Consider the following 19,597-nt stretch of genomic DNA (forward strand, 5'->3'; position numbering starts at 1 on the left):
TATGTTCAACATAAACTTCATCTCCGCGAGCTGCGCATCCCCGCGGAGCGTTTTTGAATCATAGGAAGGAATTTCCTATGATTCGAAAAAGCCCCTTCCGATTCTCAGAAAGGGCTCCTCATTATGTTTTTTGAATCACACTTTTTATTCCATCACAGCGACTACACATTCGCAGCTTGTCAATGTCACGCTTCCGCTCTCTTTTGCCTGCGCACAAACCGCCTGCTCCCGTCCCAGATTGGACAAAAGAACCTGTTTTACGTTTCCATCCAGCTTTAAGGTGTGCTCACCGCTTCCGAAATTGGCAAGCACCAGAACATCCTGCCCGCTTTCTTTGGATTTACGGTGAAACGCAAAGATATCATCCTTTTCCCGGTACGCCGGCACAAAATCACCATAGGTGAACGTTTCTTTATACGCATCCGATTTCCGCAGTGCGACTAACTTCTTATAATAAGAAAGTACGGAATCCGCCCGGTTCTCCTGCTCTTTTACGTTGATCTCTTTGTAATTCGGGTTGAGTGCAAGCCACGGTGTTCCGTCTCCGAATCCCGCATTCTTCTCATCGCTCCACTGCATCGGCGTTCTCGCGTTGTCACGGCTGTTCTCATAGCAGCATTTTAACGCCTCTTCTTTCGTGCATCCTGCCTCGATCGCAACCTTGTACTGATCGATCGTGCTGATATCATCGTACTCGGAAATGTCACCGCGCACGCAGTTCGTCATACCGATCTCCTGTCCCTGGTAAATAAATGGGATACCGCGTAAAAGCACTGAGGTTGTCGCCAGCATCTTTTTGCCCGCCTCATTCTGCGCGTACTCCGGCAGATAACGGCTCGCACCTCTCGGCTCATCATGGTTTTCAATGATATTTGCCTTAAATCCGATATTTTCCATCTCAAGCTGGGATGCATACACGATATCGCGCCACTCTTTAAATACGATCGGCTTGCTGTCATACCAGCCATGTTCCCCGAAAGTCAGCTCATGTGCCGAGAAATCAAACATCGTGGAAAAATGTCCGTCCTCGCCGATAAATTCACGCAGTTCGTCCTCTTTCATATTAAATACTTCGCCGACCGTAAACGCATCGTATTTCTCAAAGGTCTCATGCTTCATTTCCTCTAAGAACTCACCGACACCGTCCACTTCCTCTACCATCTTGACACAGGACGCAAGTCCGTCCGGGCCGTCCGGCGCAAAGGACGGAAAGCTCGTGTCTTTCTTGATGTTGATGATCGCATCGATACGGAATCCGCCAAGTCCCTTGTCTAACCACCAGTTGATCATGTCATAGACCTTGCGGCGCAGCTTCGGGTTCTCCCAGTTTAAATCCGGCTGTTCTTTCGCGAACATATGCAGATAATATTTATCACTGCCCGGCACCGGCTCCCAGGCACTTCCGCCAAAATAGGAGCGGTAGTTGCTCGGCGCTTTTCCGTCTTTTCCCTTTACAAAATAGAAATAATCCGCATAAGGGCCGTCCGGATCCGCAAGCGCTTTCTTGAAATATTCATGCTGGTCGGAGCAGTGGTTTACAACCAGATCCATCACGATATACATATCCCGCTTTTTTGCTTCCGCCAGAAGTTCGTCAAACTCTTCCATCGTACCGAACTCCTCCGCGATCTTATAATAATCCGCGATATCATATCCCTGATCCACAAACGGAGATTTGTAGATCGGTGAGAGCCAGATAATGTCGATCCCAAGTTCTTTTAAATAATCCAGCTTAGAGATCACACCGCGAAGATCTCCGATACCGTCCCCATTGGTATCGCAAAAGCTCTTCGGATAGATCTGATATGCTACCTTGTCATGCCACCATTTTTTCTTCATTTTGTTTCCCTCCTGCATTTTTGTTTTTCTTATCATTTCACCCACATATTTTTTGGTTCTGTTGCTCTTTTTGTATGATACTGTTATTATAAAACCAGATTTCAAATTTTTCTTGCACTATATTTTCTTTTTATAACACAAAACTGCCCTGTAAGTCATATTATATTTGGGCAGGCAGAAACTGGATTATACAAATTTGGGAGGACAGGTATGAAAGAGATCTCTGCCCCGGCACCGGAGCAAAAGGAAAAAGCAAAACACGGGGAGCAGATGTTTCCGCTCCAGCAGTATATCACCGAACTTTCAGATTCTTACCCGGCTGTCACGGCGCACTGGCACGAGGAGGCGGAATTTACGCTGATCGAGGAGGGAAGCTGCGTCTATCAGGCGCATCTGCAGTCCTATCCCGTCCAGCCCGGCGACCTCATTTTTCTCCCGCCGATGACCCTGCACGCGATCAGTTCCATTCCCGGTACCGGCATGCGCTCCGAAACCTATGTGTTTCACATGAATTTTCTCGGCATTAATTCCGCGGATGTCTGCGCCGTCCGCTACCTGACGCCGCTTGCCAAGCAAAAACTGATCCCGCCCTTTGTAATAAGAAAAGATCATCCTGCTTACGGAGAAGTCCTTTCTTTGTTCCACGCGATCAGCCAGGCCTATGAAACTGCTGCCCCCGGCTATGAACTGATGCTAAAATCCCTGTTTCTACAGCTCATCGCCGTCCTGCTCCCCTACTGCACGGAAAGTTCCAGCCTGCCACAGCTCCACACCGAACACGCCGCGAAATTAAAACTCGTGCTTGACTACATTGAGCACCACTACGCAGAGGATCTCACCATTGAGCAGCTTGCCGGCATCTGCTACTTCAGCGAGTACTATTTCATGCGCTTTTTCAAAAAATATGTGGGAATGTCCTGTCTCTCCTATATCAAAAACCTGCGGCTCGAAAAAGCTGCCGAACAGTTTGAACAGGGAGAGTCTTCCACACTTTCGGTCTCACTTGCGGTCGGTTTCCACAATCTTTCTTATTTTCATCGTGAATTCAAGAAGAAATATGGCATGACACCGAAGAAATTTATGGAAGATCTGACGGTTGACTGAGCACTCATTTGTAGTATAATAAGAAACGTTTTTTGTCAGCCAGATCGGAACCAGCGCAAGTGGCGCAACCGGTGTTGTTTTCGCGCTGATGGCGATCATCCTGATCCTGTCACACAGCTTCGGTCTGTTCGGCATCGAGATCTCACAGTCGCTCGCGGATATTTTATCCGCTGCTGTTACGATCCCGTTTTTCCTCTCTTTCTTCCGGACGCTGCCAAAAGAAGATGAATAATTGCAGATGGACGTACCCGTCTTCTCCCGCCATGTTGGAAATAATGTTGATTCCGTACAAAAAATATGAAAGAAAAGAAGCGCCGGAATTGACGCTTCTTTATATTAGACACTTATTTTACAGCCTCTTTTAAATGACTTTTTATGTTAAATGATTTCTTTTTGCTCCTTCGCCAGCACCATCTCCAGCTCATCGATATGTATGCAGTTCGGGATCCGGTTCTTCTCCACCGCATCCATAAGCTCCGAAAACGCAAACCAGCGCACCTCTGACACCTCTTCTTTTTGCAGCACAAATTCCTCCGGTTCTTTATCGCACCACAAATAATAAACGTTGCTGACCTGGTTATCCCGGAACATCTCGCCGTAAAATTCTTTCTCATAGGCGAAATGCCGCTGTCCGCAGTAAACGAGGTCTTCCGGCTTTGCCGTGACGCCAAGTTCTTCCTCCAGTTCACGGAGCGCCGACGAGACAAAATCCTCGCCCGCCGGAATATGTCCCGCACTTGAAATATCATAACAGCCCGGATGGGAATCCTTGTTTTCACTGCGTTTCTGCGCTAAGATCTCCAGCCTTCCGTTCTTTTTTCGAAGCATCCACACATGGGATGTCCGGTGTCTGACCCCGGTTCTGTGCGCGACATCACGCGACACGACTTCGCCGGTTGGCACACCGTGTTCATCCACAACATCCAGTAATTCCATCGTCTCACTCTCCATCTATCGGATCATTTCCACGCCACAAGCCTGCTGCTGTTATTTTGCAGTGATCGTTCCTCCGCAGACAATATAATCGTCCTGATAAAATACCGCTGCCTGTCCCGGCGTGATCGCGCGCTGCGGCTCATGAAATGTCACTTTCAGTCTGCCATCCGCAAGCGGCTCCAGGATACACGGCGCTCCTTTATGTGCATAACGGATCTTTCCACAGAGTTCCGTCTTTCCATCCAGCTTTTCCACAGCCATGTAGTTGACATCATCCACGATCATTGTATCGGAAAATACACTTTCCGCACCGCCGATCACGACTTCATTCGTCTGCGGCCGGATCTCCTTTACAAACGCCGGTTTTCCAAGTGCCAGATGAAGTCCTTTTCTCTGACCGATCGTATAATGCCAGATTCCCTCGTGTTTTCCCAGAACCATTCCGTCCTCATCCACGAAATTTCCTGGCTTCGACTTTCTGCCGGTCTCCTCTTCCATGAATTTCACATAGTTTCCATCGGAAACAAAGCAGATGTCCTGGCTGTCCGGTTTATGTGCCACCAAAAGATTGGCGTCCTCCGCGATCTTTCGGATCTGTGGCTTTTCATACGCGCCAACCGGCATAAGCGTATGCGCAAGCTGAAACTGCGTCAGATTGTAAAGCGCATAGGTCTGATCCTTTGCCGCCGTCACCGACTTCTGCACGGTGTATCTGCCGTTATCCAGTTTTTTGATCCTTGCATAATGTCCCGTTGCGATATAATCCGCGCCGATCTCCATCGACCGCTGCAGCAGAGATTCCCATTTCACATATCGGTTGCAGGCGATACATGGATTTGGCGTTCTGGCATTTTCATATTCGCGCACAAAATAATCTATGACACGCTCCTTAAAATCCTGTTTGAAGTTCATTACATAGTAGGGAATCCCGATCGCATCCGCCACGCGCCTTGCATCATCAACCGCAGAAAGTCCGCAACAGCCCCCTTCATGTTCCTGGGCCTGCGCGGACTCATCCTGCCAGATCTGCATTGTCGCTCCGATCACATCATATCCCTGTTCCTTTAACAAATAGGCTGCCACGGAGGAGTCCACTCCTCCTGACATTCCGACTACGACTTTGCTCATCTATATATTATCCTCTTCTAATTAATATGTCTCTTCCGGTGCTTCCTCTTTTTCCGCAATATCATTGACCGGACGCTCAAGTCCTTCGATCTTGATATTATTCTTTTCCGCATAATCCCAGAGAGCTGCATGGATCGCTTCCTCTGCGAGCAGAGAACAGTGTACTTTTACCGGCGGAAGTCCGTCAAGTGCCTCCATAACTGCTTTGTTGGTAACTTCAAGCGCCTGCTGGATAGTCTTGCCCTTTACCAGCTCGGTTGCCATACTGCTGGTCGCAACTGCCGCGCCACAGCCAAACGTCTTGAATTTTGCTTCCTGAATGATACCGTTGTCATCGATATCGAGATACATACGCATGATATCTCCGCATTTTGCGTTACCGACGGTTCCCACACCGCTCGGGTTCTCGATCTCTCCAACGTTTCTCGGATTATTAAAATGGTCCATTACCTTTTCACTATACATAAATGAATCCTCCTGATTTTCTCTTCTTTGGCTGGCTCTTACGCCTGTTTTCCGCTTTCCTGCTTCTTCACAAAATCCTCGTATAACGGTGACATGCTGCGCAGACGCTCAATGATCTTCTTTAACTCATCTACGGTAAAATCAATGTCTTCCTTCGTGGTCTTCTCAGAAAGTGTTGCACGCAGAGAACCATGTGCGATCTCATGCGGCAGACCGATCGCCAAAAGTACATGAGACGGATCAAGAGATCCCGATGTACAGGCTGAACCACTGGATGCGCAGATCCCCTTCTGATCAAGCAGGATCAGCATGGACTCACCCTCGATAAAACGGAAGCAGAAGTTTGTGTTGTTCGGCAGACGTTTTACGCGGTCTCCGTTTAACTTCGCATACGGGATTTCCTTCTCAACGCGGCTGATATAGTAATCACGCAGTTCCGTTTCGTATTTCATACGCTTGTCCATATCACGGCTTGCCAGTTCCACTGCCTTTGCGAATCCGACGATACCCGGCACATTGTGCGTACCCGCGCGTCTGTGGCGTTCCTGTGCGCCGCCGTGGATAAAGGAACCGATCTTGATCCCTTTTCTGATATACATAAGTCCGATACCCTTCGGTCCGTTGATCTTGTGTCCGCTTGCGCTCAGCATATCGATATTCATCGCCTGAACATCAATCGGCACATGGCCGAAAGCCTGTACTGCATCTGTGTGGAACAGTACGCCGTGTTCTTTCGCGATCTTTCCGATCTCCGCGATCGGCTCGATCGTTCCGATCTCATTATTGGCAAACATGACAGAGATTAAAATGGTATCCGGGCGGATCGCCGCTTTTAACTCCTCGAGATCTACCAGTCCGTTTTCATCTACATTCAGATAGGTAACTTCAAATCCGTGCTTCTCCAGCCACTCACAGGTGTGCAGGATCGCATGGTGCTCGATCTTGGATGTGATGATGTGTTTTCCTTTATTTGCATATGCCTCAGCAGTTGCCTTTAATGCCCAGTTGTCTGCCTCACTGCCGCCGCCCGTAAAGTAGATCTCTTCTGTTGACGCGTTTAAGAACTCCGCCATCGTGTTTCTTGCCGCATCCACTGCGCGTTTGCTCTCGCCCGCAAAAGAATAAATACTTGACGGATTTCCATAATGCTCGGTAAAATATGGTGTCATAGCTTCTAAGACTTCAGGATAAACCTGTGTCGTCGCCGCATTATCTAAATAAATCAGTTTGCTCATCGCATTTCCTTCTTTCATATCGGTTTTCTAGGATTTTTATATCCTACATTATATAGACGTTTCCCGCCTATTGTCAAGCCGGGGATTGGACTTTTTAAAGTACACAAGGGGAGATCCATGCGCCTGCATGAAATCTCCCCTGTCTGCTGCTTTTACTCTTATTCTGTCCCATCCGGCTAAATTACATACTGCCCGTTTTTCTGAAGTGTCCAGTCCACCAGATCCGCCAATGTAATTCCGTCAACCACTTCATTGATCGCATTATTCAACTTTCTGTATACAATAAGCGATACACAGTCGTCCACACGCTCACACTCTGTATCCTCATCTTCAAGACATGCCACCGGAGCAAGACTGCCTTCCGTCTGGCGTAAGATCATTCCAACGGTATAATCTTCCGGTTTCTTCCGCAGCATATAACCGCCCTGCGCGCCGCGGATACTGCGGACATATCCCGCCTTGTTCAGAACAGAAATGATCTGTTCCAGATATTTATCCGATATATTTTCTTTTCTTGCAATATCCTTTAAACTGATCGGTTCTCCGGTATTGTTCAATGCCAGATCGACCATAAGTCTCAATGCATACCTTCCTTTTGTCGATATTTTCATCGCACTAACCTCTTTCCTTACTTCTGGTCTTATTATATCTGCCTATTCATAGTAAGTCAATAGGATTTGTCTGTTTTCTTTCGCAGGTCACTGAAAAAGTAATAGATCACGAAACCGATCGATGTAACGATCCAGGTCAGCGGATAGGACAGGCAGATCATTTCCACTGTCCTGTGATACGGCACGGCGCAGAAGATCCAGAGGATACGCAGTCCGCAGACACCAACGATCGACATGATCGTCGGTACAACGACCTTTCCACAGCCGCGCGACACACCGCTTAGGATCTCGATGCAGACATAGGTGATATAGGTTGGCGAAATGATCCCGATCATGCGGACTCCGACTTCGATCACCGCCGCGTCCTTCGTAAAGATCGACAGCAGAACTGCCGCGCACCCGACAACAAAACAGGACATGCCCGCCGCGATCACTGCCGCCATTCCAAGGCAGATGCGCACACTTTTACGGATGCGCTCTTTTTTGCCCGCTCCGAAATTCTGTCCCGCAAAGGTCGTGATCGCCACTCCGAGCGCATTCATGACCATCCAGAAGATCCCGTCGATCTTGGCATATGCCGCCCACGCCGCCACCGTATCCGTCCCAAACGAATTGATCGCGGACTGGATCAATATATTGGACAGTGCGTAGGTCATGGACTGGATCCCGCCCGGAAGCCCGATGCGTATCATCGGATCCAGATATTCTCTCCGAAACAGTATGCTCCCACGCTTTAGGGAATATTCGCCCAGTCTGCGGTTCAGTACATATAGAACCATCGCTGCGCTGATATACTGCGAGAGCATCGTTGCGGTCGCCACTCCGGCAACGCCCATATGTCCGACGATCACGAACAAAAGATCTAATACAATGTTTGCCACGCACGAAGCGATCAGAAAGTATAACGGTCTTTTCGAATCTCCCATCGCGCGTAAGATTCCGGATCCCATGTTATAGATCAGTTCCGGAACCAGCCCTAACGCATAGATCTGCATATAGAGCACGGACTGTGAGAGCGTGTCCGCCGGTGTGTCCATCCAGACAAGCACCTGTTTCGCGAAGAAAATGCAAAAACACATGAGAAACAGTCCGCCTGCCACAGACAATGCGATCGCTGTCCCGATCGAATCCGATACGCCCTTTTTGTTCTTCGCCCCGTAATGCTGGGATATGATGACCGTGGCTCCCGTCGATACCCCGACAAAGAATCCGACGATCAGATTGATCAGGGACGAAGTGGAGCCGCCGACCGCGGAGAGCGCTTCTTTTCCTACAAAGCGCCCGACGATAACGGCATCCACCGTATTATATAATTGCTGAAAAAATGTTCCTATTAAAATAGGAAAGAAGAAGATCAAAAGCTGTTTCCAGATCACGCCCTCGGTGATCTGATTTATCTCGTTGTTTTTTGTCATAGTATCCCTCAAAGTAGTTCATCACTTTATCACAGCAGTTTTCAAAATCATTTGTGTGCAATAAAAAAACCGTTAATTCTTTTACCAAGAATCAACGGCGCCCCTGCCAAGAATCGATGCGACAGGATTCGAACCTGCGACCTCTGCGTCCCGAACGCAGCGCTCTACCAAGCTGAGCCACGCATCGTTTTTTCGTTTCTCTGAAACGTGCTTAATTATACTAACACAGATGTATGGTTTTGTCCATACCTTTTTTCAACTTTTTTCATTTATTTTTCTTTCCGGAAAAAAGAACCGGGATGCTGCAGGCACATCCCGGTTCTGACCGGCTATTTACTGGCTGACCGGAAACTGTCCGAGATAGTGTCCGTCCGTATTATCCATGCTGTAATAATACGCGCCATCTGAGATCAGCCCACGGGCAACCATTCCGTTCCAGTGGTAAAATACGACTCTGCCATACGGATCATATCCCCAGCCGTCCGCCTTTATCGTACCGTCGCTGTTACCATATCCGTAGTCTCTTCCGTTCGCGAACCGGAACCAGCCGTTTTGTTCCATCGCGCCATTTGCATTCAGGTAATATACGTTATTTCCGACAAATGTGATCTGGTCTTTGTACAGATAACCCTGGGAATCAAAATAGCAGGTGTATCCCACACTCGGGCAATACTGGAAATTCGTAAACACTTCATGTCCCTTGGTATCCAGATAAATGATATGTTCTCCGTCCGGATGATAGGTCAGCCGGTCACGCATCGCCGTACCGTCTGCCTGGAAATAATAAGTGTATCTTCCATCAAATACAAACTGGTTGATGATCTTACTGCCATCCGCGCGGTACGCATGGATCGTCCCGTCCGCATCTGTCTTATAATGGTCACCACTGTAATCGCATCCGGTGACTGCTATATTATCTCCCTGGCTCGCTCCGATCTGCTCCGATGCAAAAGACGCCCTGGTATCCACATACCCTTTGTTTTTACAGTTTTCCACATAAAAATACGGTGTAGTGCCATTATCCGACATCGTAGCGATCCTTCCACCGATTCCGCCGATGGTATCATATTCCTGTACGTTATTTCCTGCCAGATACAGGCTTCCGGTGTTTCCACTGTTCTTTATGTAGATAGTTCCTGTACAGCTGACGGAGGTAGACCCAAACAGTCCACCTAAATTTATAGCTGTGTTATACGGTGCATTTGTTTCCTGTTCCATTCCCATGATCGTTCCACTGTTCCAGCAGCCATCCATCACGAGATTTGCCGGTGTCGGCACCGTAGCATTGTTTTTTCGCATACCATATTCTATATAGGAAATGATTCCTCCAACGTTACCGCGTGCGCTCAGATTTCCGGTATTTTCACAGTTGGTATAGGACACCGTTGTCTGGGTACCCCGCTGCATGGCAACTCCTATGATTCCTCCCATATAAGTACATCCGGTTCCCGCCTGCGTGGTCTTTAAGTCTCCCGAATTTTTACAGTTGATCACAGAAACCGCGCTCTGCGGCAGATCATAATCGCCGTCATCTGCAATGATGCCTCCTACCCGGTATGCATACTCATCTGCATTCTTTATCGTGATATTTCCTTTATTTACGCAGTCTGATACCAATGCTCCGCCATTGCTTCCGATAATACCGCCGGCTTCCGAGATCGTCCCATAAATATCCCCTTCATTGGTGCAGTTTTTTACGGTTCCTACATTCTGAGAAACAATACCTCCGACACGCACTTTTGCGCCATCGACATTGATATTAACACGACTGACACAATTCTCGATCGTTCCGGCATTATTCTTACTGATTCCACCAATATCCAGATATTGCGTTGCATTTACATTGAGTGTTCCGTCAAACGTCACATTTTTCAATGCTCCCTGTGAACCGATATTTTGAAAAACGCTCTGTCCGCCGCTGCCTGCTCCATAGATCGTATGACCATTTCCGTCTAACGTTCCCTCCAGCTGGACTCCTCCGACCGGACTTGCACTAAGATCAATATCACATGCCAGTACATAATTTCCATACATGCTGCCGGATGACGCATAGGATGCAAATTCCTGTCCGGATGAGATAACTGTCGTCCCGGCTGCATAAGTATCCGCAAACACAGTCATGCTACCACCCGCAACTGACAGAATTCCAAGTCCTGCTGCCATCACAAGCGCTGCTACTCTTTTCCTTCGTAATTTCATTGTCTTTTCTCCACATTTTCCGTCTATTCTTTTGAATATCCAAAAATATTTTACCATGTGATATGCATCTTTAAAACAACTTTTTCATTATTTCCACAAAAAAAACAGAGATCCCTTTTTCGGAATCTCCGTTTTTTATGCTCTATATTTTATAATTCTTCTCCATTGCTTTTTATCACATTCTGATACCAGTAAAATGATTTTTTGCGGCTTCGCGCCAGTGTGCCATTACCGTTATTATCTTTATCCACATAGATAAATCCGTAACGTTTCTTCATTTCTCCGGTGGTAAAGGAAACGCAGTCAATGCATCCCCACGGCGTATAGCCCATCAGATCCACGCCATCGATAAGAACCGCTTTCTTCATTTCCTCGATGTGCGCTTTGAGATACGCGATCCGGTAATCGTCCTCGATGCTTCCGTCCGGTTTTACCTCATCGATCGCACCAAAACCGTTCTCCACGATAAACAGTGGTTTCTGGTAGCGCTCATAGAGCAGGTTTAGTGCATAGCGCAGTCCGACCGGATCGATCTGCCAGCCCCAGTCGCTTTTTTTGACAAACGGGTTGCTTACGCTGCCAGGATAGCCATCCAGACCGTTTCCTTCCTGTATCACGTCCGCTTTTACCGCATTTGTCATGTAATAGCTGAATCCTACGTAGTCCACGGTTCCCTCGCGCAGGATCCGCTCATCTTCCGGCGTGATCTCGATATGATAATTTTTTCGTTCCCATTCTTTTTTGATATAGGACGGATATTCTCCTCTGACATGCACATCCCCGAACAGATAGCGGTCATGCATGGCTTCCACGGAATACATCATATCATCCGGATGGCAGGAGTACGGATAGATCGGCACACATGCCACCATACATCCGATCTTGAAATCCGGGTTGATCTCATGTCCTTTTTTCACCACAAGCGCGCTTGCGACCAGTTCATGATGTACGACCTGATACATGCACTCTTCCGGTTTTTCCTCGTTCTCAAAAATAACGCCGGAACAGGTATAGCCAAACAGCGGATATTTGTAGTTTTTCTGGTTGTTGATCTCGTTAAAAGTCATCCAGTATTTCACTTTGTCCTTATAACGCTTCATGACGGTCACTGCGTACTTTACAAAGAAATCGATGAGCTTACGGTTTTTCCATCCGCCGTACTGTTTTACCAGATAAAGCGGCATCTCAAAGTGTGACAGGGTGATGACCGGCTCGATCCCGTATTTTAACAGTTCATCAAACAGATCATCATAAAACTGAAGTCCCGCTTCATTCGGTTCTTCCTCATCTCCATGCGGAAAGATCCTCGTCCACGCGATGGATGTGCGGAAGCACTTGAATCCCATCTCCGCGAACAGTTTAACATCTTCTTTATAATGATGGTAAAAATCCACCGCCTCATGATTCGGGTAATAACAGTCTTTCTTTACGCCGTCTGTGATGATACGATCCACACCGTGCGCGCCGCCGGTCAGAACGTCTACGATACTCAATCCCTTGTTTCCTTCCTGCCAGCCGCCTTCTACCTGGTGCGCCGCTACCGCGCCGCCCCAGAGGAAGTTATCCGGCAGTGTCTGTCTGCCTGTATTTCCACTGTTCTCCATACTGTAAACCTCCTGTTCCGCACGTTCTATTTTCTTACTTCCATAACCTTCTCAGCCACGTTTACCTGTTTTCCGGCCTCTGTGGTTATGCCGCTTACATCATCCATATTTGTCACAATGTAAATGACGGTCGTGTCATAGCCTGCTTTCTTTATTTCCTCTAAATCAAATTCTACCAGCAGATCGCCTTTTTTCACTTTTGCTCCCTGCTCGATATGTGGCGTAAAGCCTTTTCCGTTTAACTCAACGGTATTGATCCCGATGTGGATCAAAAGCTCCAGTCCGTTTTCATCGGTGATACCGACTGCGTGTCCGGTCTCAAATACGGTTTCCGCAGTTCCGTCACACGGTGCGTATATCTTTCCTTCCGCCGGGCAGATCCCAACACCATCGCCCATTGCTTTGGAAGCGAATACTTCATCTTTTACTTCGCTGATGTTTACAACTTTACCACGCACCGGGCTTCCCAGTGTGATCTCTTCTGCATCGGTTTTCGCATCTGCTTTGGTGTCTGCTTTTGCGTCTGTGGTCAGTTTATTGTCTGTATCTGCTCCTGTTTCTTCAAATCCAACGATCATGGTGAGTACCATGCCGAGCACGAACGCTACTAAAATAGAGATCAGAAGTCCGATAAACTGGCGCTCATAGCCGGCTTTGAAGTACGCCGGAAGTGTTGCGATACCAGGCATATTGTAGCCCCAGGATACCGCGCGGAATGCTCCGCCGATCGCTCCTCCGACCGCACCTGCGATACATCCGCAGATCATCGGTTTCTTTAAACGTAAGTTTACTCCGTAGATCGCCGGCTCTGTAATACCGAAAAGTCCGGTGATCGCTGCGGAAAGGGATACCCCTTTCATGTCTTTGTCTTTTGTCTTTAAGAATACCCCCAGTGCTGCGCCCGCCTGTGAAAATACTGCGGATGCCTGCAGACCGGTAAAGGTGTCATATCCAAGATTTGCGTAGTTTCCAACGGTGACCGGTGTGATTCCCCAGTGTACACCGAAAATAACAAGTATTTCCCAGAGTCCGCCGACAATCAGTCCTGCGACGATCGGGCTTAATCCGTATAAGAAATTGTAAGCTCCTCCGATCGCTCCTCCGATCGCGTTTCCAACCGGTCCGCACGCAAGCAGTGTAAGCGGAACCATGATCGTGATCGTAAACATCGGGGAAAACAGGTTGCGCACTACGATCGGCAGTACCTTATCCCAGAAGCGCTGTACATAGGATGCGATCCAGATGGACAGGATGATCGGGATTACGGAAGATGTATAGCTTAACAGCTGTACCCTGATCCCAAGGAAGTAAACCGGATCTCCCGCATTTACCATGGCGATGTAGTCCGGGCAGACCAGCGCACACGCGATGACCAGTGCCACGAATGTATTCATGTTAAATTTCTTCGACGCGGTGACTGCGATCAGTACCGGTAAAAACGTAAATGCTGTCCATGAAATAAAGTTTAAGATCTGATAAGTTCCACCTGTTGTGTCGATCAGATTTGCTGCCACAAAAATTCCAAGGATACCCTGTAAGATACCGCAGGCTGCCAGTGTATACAAAAACGGTGCAAAGATACTTGAGATCACATCGATGATACCGCTCACGATGCCGGTCTTCTTTTTCTCTCCAACTGCTGCTGTCTCGTCCACGGTGATCAGTTTCATGACCTGTGCGTATGCGTCGCTGACATGATTTCCGATCACAACCTGATACTGTCCGCCCGCCTGAACGGTTGTGATGACTCCCGGAATCCTTGCGACTTTCGCGGAATCTATGCCGGATTCATCTTTCAAAATGAAACGGAGCCGTGTGGCACAATGTGTCACATTTATGATATTTTCATCCCCGCCAAGTTCTTTTACAAGTTCTCTGGCGGTAATTTCATAGTTAATAGCCATATGAGCTACCCCCTTCTCCAATTTTTATTTTTTGTTTTTCTGCACCCGGTTGCTTTGTGATTTTATTATAGCGCATTCTGTGAAAAACGCTATATTTTGCGGCTCTTTAGGAAAACGTCTGCACCAAAGAAATTTGTTACCGAAAAAAAACAGGGTGTTTCTCTTTTCTGAAACATCCTGCGTTCTTTTCTTCCTGTCCCGGTTATGAGATCTCCGCCATGAGCCGCCGCCCAAGCGCCTCTAAGAGATAAAGTACCGGAACCTGTGTGGTAATATTATATTCTCCTTTGATCATCCGCTCCGTCACATAGTAGGCGAGATGGTAATCCGACATCTTTGCCAGTGTATTGGAAACTCCGTTTGTGATACTTAAGATCTTACATCCATGCTCCTTAAAGTGCATGACCTGGCTGATCACTTCCTGCGTCTCGCCGGACTCGGACAACGCAATCACCAGCGCATCTTCCCGGTCTCCGCCGATCGGATAATACGGATCTTCGATATACTGGCTGTACTTGCCCAGATTGGAAAAATACCGCGCACCGTATTTGCCGAGGATCCCGGAAGTCCCGATCCCCACAAAGATCAGCTGCTTTGCCGCTTTGATATGCATGGCATACTCATTCATCTGTTCTTCATAGCGTGTCGATGTCACCGTCCGGAAAAAGTTCGTCAGCTCGTCCACGCTCTCATCCATTCTGGCTTTGCTTTTGTGCTCTTTTTCTTCCTTTAAAAACATCTTGAACTGCACACGGAATTCGGAGTACCCGTCGCATCCCGCCTTTTTACAGAACCGTACCACTGTAGATGTGGAAACATGTACCGCCTCCGCCAGTTCCCGTATCGTCATATACTGTACTTCATGCCTGTGTTCCATCACATAATTGTATACAAGCATCTCGAGATTGTTAAATGACTGTAATACCTCATAACTGAACATATGATCTGTTTTCACTTTCTATATTGATGCTACCATTTTACCATCAATCCGGTATTTTTTCAAACCGCTGTTTCCGCGATCAGCTCCTGCATGAGCTGGTGTACGGTCGTCATTTCATGGATCCGCCCGGTATTCGCCCCGCAGAAGATCAGTCCGTTTTTCACATCCCCCTTTACCGCATCGATCAGTGCCTTGGTAATGCAGTATGGCACTTTTGCCGGATTGCATTTTTCCAGACAGTTGTAACACTTTAAAACGGACTGTTTCGATCCTTTGATCCGCTCTAAAAAAGCGTTGCGCAGTGCCCGCCCCGGCATGCCGACTGGACTTTTTATGATCTCGATATCCTCATTTTTCGCCTGAATGTACGCCTGCTTATACGCCTCGGAGGCATCACACTCTTCGGTCGCCACAAAGCGGCTTGCGATCTGCACGCCATCCGCGCCAAGCTCTAACGCATGACAGATGTCTTTTCCATCATAGATGCCGCCCGCGACAATGACCGGGATCTCCCTCTCGAATTTTTCCTCATATGCTTTCTTGCAGGCAATGATCTGTTGCACTTCGCCGTCAAAATCGATCGCTCCCACATCCTTTAACTGTTCATCGGAAAATCCCAGATGCCCACCGGCTTTCGGTCCCTCGATCACAATGAAATCCGCAGTTCTCTTATAATGATGATCCCACATCTTTAAGATCAGCTGTGTCGCGCGCTTTGAGGAAACGATCGGCGCGATCTTTGTCCTGCAGGTCTCGCCGACCAGCTCCGGCAGCTTCATCGGAAGCCCCGCTCCGCTGATGATCACATCCGCCCCTGCCGCGACCGCTTCCTTTACATGCTCCTTATAGTGCTTTAACGCGACCATGATATTTACCCCGATCAGTCCGTTTCCACAGGCGATCTCCTTCGCCCGCGCAAGATGCCTGCGGATCGCCAGACGGTTGCAGCCCGCCTGGTCTTCTTCAAAACCGTCCTCGTCATACCCGATCTGCGCCGTTGAAATAATGCCGACTCCGCCTTCTTTCGCGACGGCTCCCGCCAGACTGCTGCGGCTGATCCCGACTCCCATGCCGCCCTGGATAATCGGCACTTCCGCCTCCAGCTCCCCGATCTTAAGTGGTTTCCCCGTCCATCTATATTCCTCTGCTGCCATATCCTTCTCCTCCGATATCCTCTTTTTACAGATTTGTTTAAATAGTTTGACTGTCAAACTATTTTTAGTATATGGCAGTTTCGTTTTTGTGTCAATGTTTTATTGCAATGTTTTCTATTTTATATAGTTTTGATTACTATATTCGTGTTAAAAAAGGCGGCAGAAAGCTCTTTTAAAAGCTCCTGCCACCCGTCTTTCTTTACAATTTATCGTAGGAAACCAGCTGTTTTACCGGAATTCTTGTCTTTTCGTGACGATCTTCATCCGGCGCATTCTCGTTGGCATATCCGATGACCAGAATGTTGACCGGCTCAAGATTATCCGGAAGCGCAAATTCCTCTTTGATGACATCCGGCTTAAAATAACACACCCATACACTGCCAAGCCCAAGCTCCGTTGCCTGCAACATCATATGATCCGTCAAAATCGATGCGTCTATGTCGCAGGTATTCTTATGATCGAAGGGGCGCACCCACGCTTTGTCGTGATCCGCGCATACTATGACCGTCACCGGTGCATTATAAATGTTTGCCGCTTTCCCGACTTTTTGTAATGCTTCCTCACTCTGCGCCACAATAAGATGCACCGGCTGTAGGTTCGCTGCCGTTGGTGCCACATATGCTGCTTCTAAAATCTGTTCCAGTTTCTCCGCTTCTACTTTCTGTTCTGTGTAATTCCTCACAGAATAACGTTTTTTTGCAATATCCAAAAATTCCATTTATCATTCCTCCTATTTGTGATTGTTCTTCTGGCCAGCCTGTACTATAATTATATCCTGAATATCTTATTTAACAAGAACGCACTATTTTGGTATATACTACCTAAAAGGAAAGGATGATTTATTATGGAAGAAAAATGTTCCGGTTTTACCTGTCCGGTGGAAGCGACCATCCAGCTGATCGGCGGAAAATATAAAGCCATCATTCTCTGGCATCTGATGCATCAGACACTGCGCTACAGTGAACTTCACAAACGTATGCCAAAAGCTACCGATAAAATGCTGGCTCAGCAGCTGCGGGAACTGGAAAAAGACGGACTCATCCACAGGGAAGTTTATCCTGTTGTTCCGCCAAAGACAGAATATTCCCTGACCGATCTCGGCAAGACACTTGCCCCGATCCTGGATGCCATGTGTAACTGGGGGCGTGACTATCTGGGGGAAGATTCCCCAAAATAACTGCTACACATCAAAACTGTTTTCATCCACATAAGTCGTCAAAAAATCCGTCTGTTCCCTTTGCATTATATTGCGAAAAGGGCGGTCACACGACCGCCCCAAATGTTACTTATTCCCTATTCCTGGTATATCACTACCTGATTTCTTCCGTTATTCTTTGCCTCATATAATGCAGTGTCCGCATTTTTGATGGTCTTCTGGTAATCCCCGCCATCGTATACCGCAACACCGATCGATATCGTAATCTTCCCGACCGCAAGTTCGAGCTGCTCCACTGCTTTTCGAAATTCCTGTACATGCGCTTTGAAATTGCCGTCCCGGTTCTTCATGACAATGATAAATTCTTCACCGCCCCAGCGAACCAGATACTCGCTCGGATTCAATTTTGACCGCACTGCTTCCGTCACTTTGACCAGCACCTCGTCACCAGCAACATGTCCATAGGTATCGTTTACATGTTTGAATTTATCGAGATCATACAGGGCAACCGCCATCTGTTCCCCGGCATCACGGACAAAATGATTTCCCTCATCTACCAGCGAAGTAAGGAGATTTCTGTTGTACGCTCCGGTCAGCATATCGTGCTTTAAGTTCTCTTCCAGTTTCTTTTTCATCACCAGCTGATCCCTGAATGTCCGCTCGATCGCGACGTCAAATACACAGATCCCGATATAAAGCGGAATGCCCAGTAAGAACATCATCGCAAAATCCGGATAATGCAAAAAGGTATTCGCAATGCTGATATCCACAAACAAAAATCCCTGTCCGACAACCGCACCCGAAATTGGTGCCGCGATCCCCAAAATAAAGGAACAGAACAAAATGATGAAAAAACCGACACACGCGTATCTCAAATCTTCCAGATAGTAGCATGCCCATATCGTACACCACATGACACTGTGCCCAAACACATAGGTCATTGTCACCATGATCCGGTAGTCCTTCGTGCGCTTATTTGCCCACATGAATACCAGAAACGGCAGAATGATCGCCATGCGCGCAAGCAGTGTCGCCGTTGTGAATCTTCCGAACAGATAACAATCGGAGAAAAAGTACGCGACTGACAGCACGCACGCCGCGATCACCACCCACATGTTCATGCTTCTGTAATATTCGTATTTTGCCTGATAAAATTCCTGTTTGCTCATCCTTTGTACAACCTCTGTTCCCTGTTATATGACTGCGGCTATCTGACTGCTGTCATATAACGATTATATAGCTCTGCTTCCTTCTTCTTCGCCGCATGATAATATTCCCGCACCTTTATATCCCCGGACAGGATCAGATACTGCTCCTGCTTTAAGATCCCGCTGATCGCGCGGACATCGGGACTCATATAATAAAGCGGATCGTCCCCGTCCTCATTTAAGATGCGCAGATATTCCTGTAACACCGGAAAATAGCGTCCCCCCGCTTCTCTGATCCTGCACTTCGCCTCCAAAACATCCGGAACCCCTGCGACATCATGTGCAAAAAATTTCCCGTTGTCCTCACTGTCCGCTCCGTAGCAATGTCCAAACGGCGTACTCCACGCCATTCCCGGCTGCTTTGACTGCACGATCCTGTCATGGTACATCCATTCCAGATCTTCATAGTCAAAACCTGCCTCTTCCAGTACCAGGTACAGTGCCGTATGCGTATCCCATTTCTGACGCGTGATCTGATCGAACGCCTCCCCATTCGCCGCCTCATCCTCACACGCACTCACTGAGAGCCAAAAAATATAATTGTTGTCCGCCGTCCCGACAATGATCACCCTGCGGTCACGCGTAAAATAAAGATCGATCTGTCTGTGATCCGGGTTGATCGTGTAGGAAACATTTTGCCGGTTCTTCTGATTTACATAATTTTTAATCATGACACACATCCGCTCTGCCTGTTTTTTT

At 47.8% G+C, this 19,597-nt stretch carries 18 protein-coding genes and 1 tRNA gene; 3 read left to right on the forward strand and 16 right to left on the reverse strand.

Annotated features, from left to right (window positions below; genetic code table 11):
* Positions 1-144: 144 nt before the first annotated feature.
* Entirely contained in the window at positions 145-1,839 is a 1,695-nt protein-coding gene (locus H8Z76_RS06025) for an alpha-glucosidase (protein WP_147618437.1), read from the reverse strand.
* A 210-nt stretch (positions 1,840-2,049) separates the two neighbouring features.
* Here H8Z76_RS06025 and H8Z76_RS06030 point away from each other — a divergent pair, with 210 nt between their 5' ends.
* On the forward strand, positions 2,050-2,943 hold the full coding sequence (locus H8Z76_RS06030) for a helix-turn-helix transcriptional regulator (protein WP_022514937.1): 894 nt from the start codon (positions 2,050-2,052) through the stop codon (positions 2,941-2,943).
* An 88-nt stretch (positions 2,944-3,031) separates the two neighbouring features.
* Positions 3,032-3,175, forward strand: coding sequence for a hypothetical protein (locus tag H8Z76_RS06035; RefSeq protein ID WP_186981947.1), 144 nt, complete (start codon positions 3,032-3,034; stop codon positions 3,173-3,175).
* 146 nt (positions 3,176-3,321) lie between these two features.
* On the opposite strand, the gene H8Z76_RS06040 is transcribed toward H8Z76_RS06035, so the two are convergent.
* From H8Z76_RS06040 to H8Z76_RS06100, 13 genes are all read right to left on the reverse strand, one after another.
* Positions 3,322-3,879, reverse strand: a complete 558-nt coding sequence (locus H8Z76_RS06040) for an NUDIX hydrolase (protein ID WP_186981948.1) — start codon at positions 3,877-3,879, stop codon at positions 3,322-3,324.
* 51 nt (positions 3,880-3,930) lie between these two features.
* Positions 3,931-5,007, reverse strand: coding sequence for a tRNA 2-thiouridine(34) synthase MnmA (gene mnmA / locus H8Z76_RS06045; protein ID WP_186981949.1), 1,077 nt, complete (start codon positions 5,005-5,007; stop codon positions 3,931-3,933).
* 21 nt (positions 5,008-5,028) lie between these two features.
* Positions 5,029-5,472, reverse strand: coding sequence for a Fe-S cluster assembly scaffold protein NifU (nifU, locus tag H8Z76_RS06050; protein ID WP_022514949.1), 444 nt, complete (start codon positions 5,470-5,472; stop codon positions 5,029-5,031).
* A 38-nt stretch (positions 5,473-5,510) separates the two neighbouring features.
* Positions 5,511-6,707, reverse strand: a complete 1,197-nt coding sequence (gene nifS / locus H8Z76_RS06055) for a cysteine desulfurase NifS (protein WP_186981950.1) — start codon at positions 6,705-6,707, stop codon at positions 5,511-5,513.
* A gap of 176 nt (positions 6,708-6,883) precedes the next feature.
* Entirely contained in the window at positions 6,884-7,318 is a 435-nt protein-coding gene (locus H8Z76_RS06060) for an RrF2 family transcriptional regulator (RefSeq protein WP_022514951.1), read from the reverse strand.
* A 56-nt stretch (positions 7,319-7,374) separates the two neighbouring features.
* Entirely contained in the window at positions 7,375-8,733 is a 1,359-nt protein-coding gene (locus tag H8Z76_RS06065) for an MATE family efflux transporter (RefSeq protein WP_022514952.1), read from the reverse strand.
* Positions 8,734-8,846: 113 nt separating this feature from the next.
* Positions 8,847-8,920, reverse strand: a tRNA-Pro gene (locus H8Z76_RS06070).
* A 146-nt stretch (positions 8,921-9,066) separates the two neighbouring features.
* Positions 9,067-10,932: a hypothetical protein gene (locus H8Z76_RS06075; RefSeq protein WP_147618441.1), complete on the reverse strand. Its 1,866-nt coding sequence runs from the start codon at positions 10,930-10,932 to the stop codon at positions 9,067-9,069.
* A 149-nt stretch (positions 10,933-11,081) separates the two neighbouring features.
* On the reverse strand, positions 11,082-12,536 hold the full coding sequence (locus H8Z76_RS06080; protein ID WP_186981951.1) for a 6-phospho-beta-glucosidase: 1,455 nt from the start codon (positions 12,534-12,536) through the stop codon (positions 11,082-11,084).
* A 26-nt stretch (positions 12,537-12,562) separates the two neighbouring features.
* Complete coding sequence (locus H8Z76_RS06085) at positions 12,563-14,440, reverse strand: beta-glucoside-specific PTS transporter subunit IIABC (protein ID WP_186981952.1); 1,878 nt, start codon at positions 14,438-14,440, stop codon at positions 12,563-12,565.
* A 202-nt stretch (positions 14,441-14,642) separates the two neighbouring features.
* Positions 14,643-15,380 (reverse strand): MurR/RpiR family transcriptional regulator, encoded by a 738-nt coding sequence (locus H8Z76_RS06090; RefSeq protein WP_022514957.1) that lies wholly within the window; start codon positions 15,378-15,380, stop codon positions 14,643-14,645.
* Between the two features lie 59 nt (positions 15,381-15,439).
* A complete protein-coding gene (locus tag H8Z76_RS06095; protein ID WP_186981953.1) occupies positions 15,440-16,534 on the reverse strand; it encodes an NAD(P)H-dependent flavin oxidoreductase in 1,095 nt (364 codons plus the stop codon).
* A gap of 199 nt (positions 16,535-16,733) precedes the next feature.
* Positions 16,734-17,252, reverse strand: coding sequence for a nitroreductase family protein (locus H8Z76_RS06100; protein ID WP_022514258.1), 519 nt, complete (start codon positions 17,250-17,252; stop codon positions 16,734-16,736).
* Positions 17,253-17,378: 126 nt separating this feature from the next.
* Here H8Z76_RS06100 and H8Z76_RS06105 point away from each other — a divergent pair, with 126 nt between their 5' ends.
* A complete protein-coding gene (locus H8Z76_RS06105; protein WP_022514259.1) occupies positions 17,379-17,711 on the forward strand; it encodes a winged helix-turn-helix transcriptional regulator in 333 nt (110 codons plus the stop codon).
* Positions 17,712-17,827: 116 nt separating this feature from the next.
* Here H8Z76_RS06105 and H8Z76_RS06110 read toward each other — a convergent pair whose 3' ends face one another.
* Together H8Z76_RS06110 and H8Z76_RS06115 are read right to left on the reverse strand one after the other, a co-directional pair.
* Entirely contained in the window at positions 17,828-18,859 is a 1,032-nt protein-coding gene (locus tag H8Z76_RS06110; RefSeq protein ID WP_022514260.1) for a GGDEF domain-containing protein, read from the reverse strand.
* A 38-nt stretch (positions 18,860-18,897) separates the two neighbouring features.
* Positions 18,898-19,569 (reverse strand): hypothetical protein, encoded by a 672-nt coding sequence (locus H8Z76_RS06115; protein WP_186981954.1) that lies wholly within the window; start codon positions 19,567-19,569, stop codon positions 18,898-18,900.
* Between the last annotated feature and the right edge of the window lie 28 nt (positions 19,570-19,597).

Source organism: Roseburia yibonii, from assembly GCF_014297335.1.
Classification (GTDB): domain Bacteria; phylum Bacillota; class Clostridia; order Lachnospirales; family Lachnospiraceae; genus Roseburia_D; species Roseburia_D yibonii.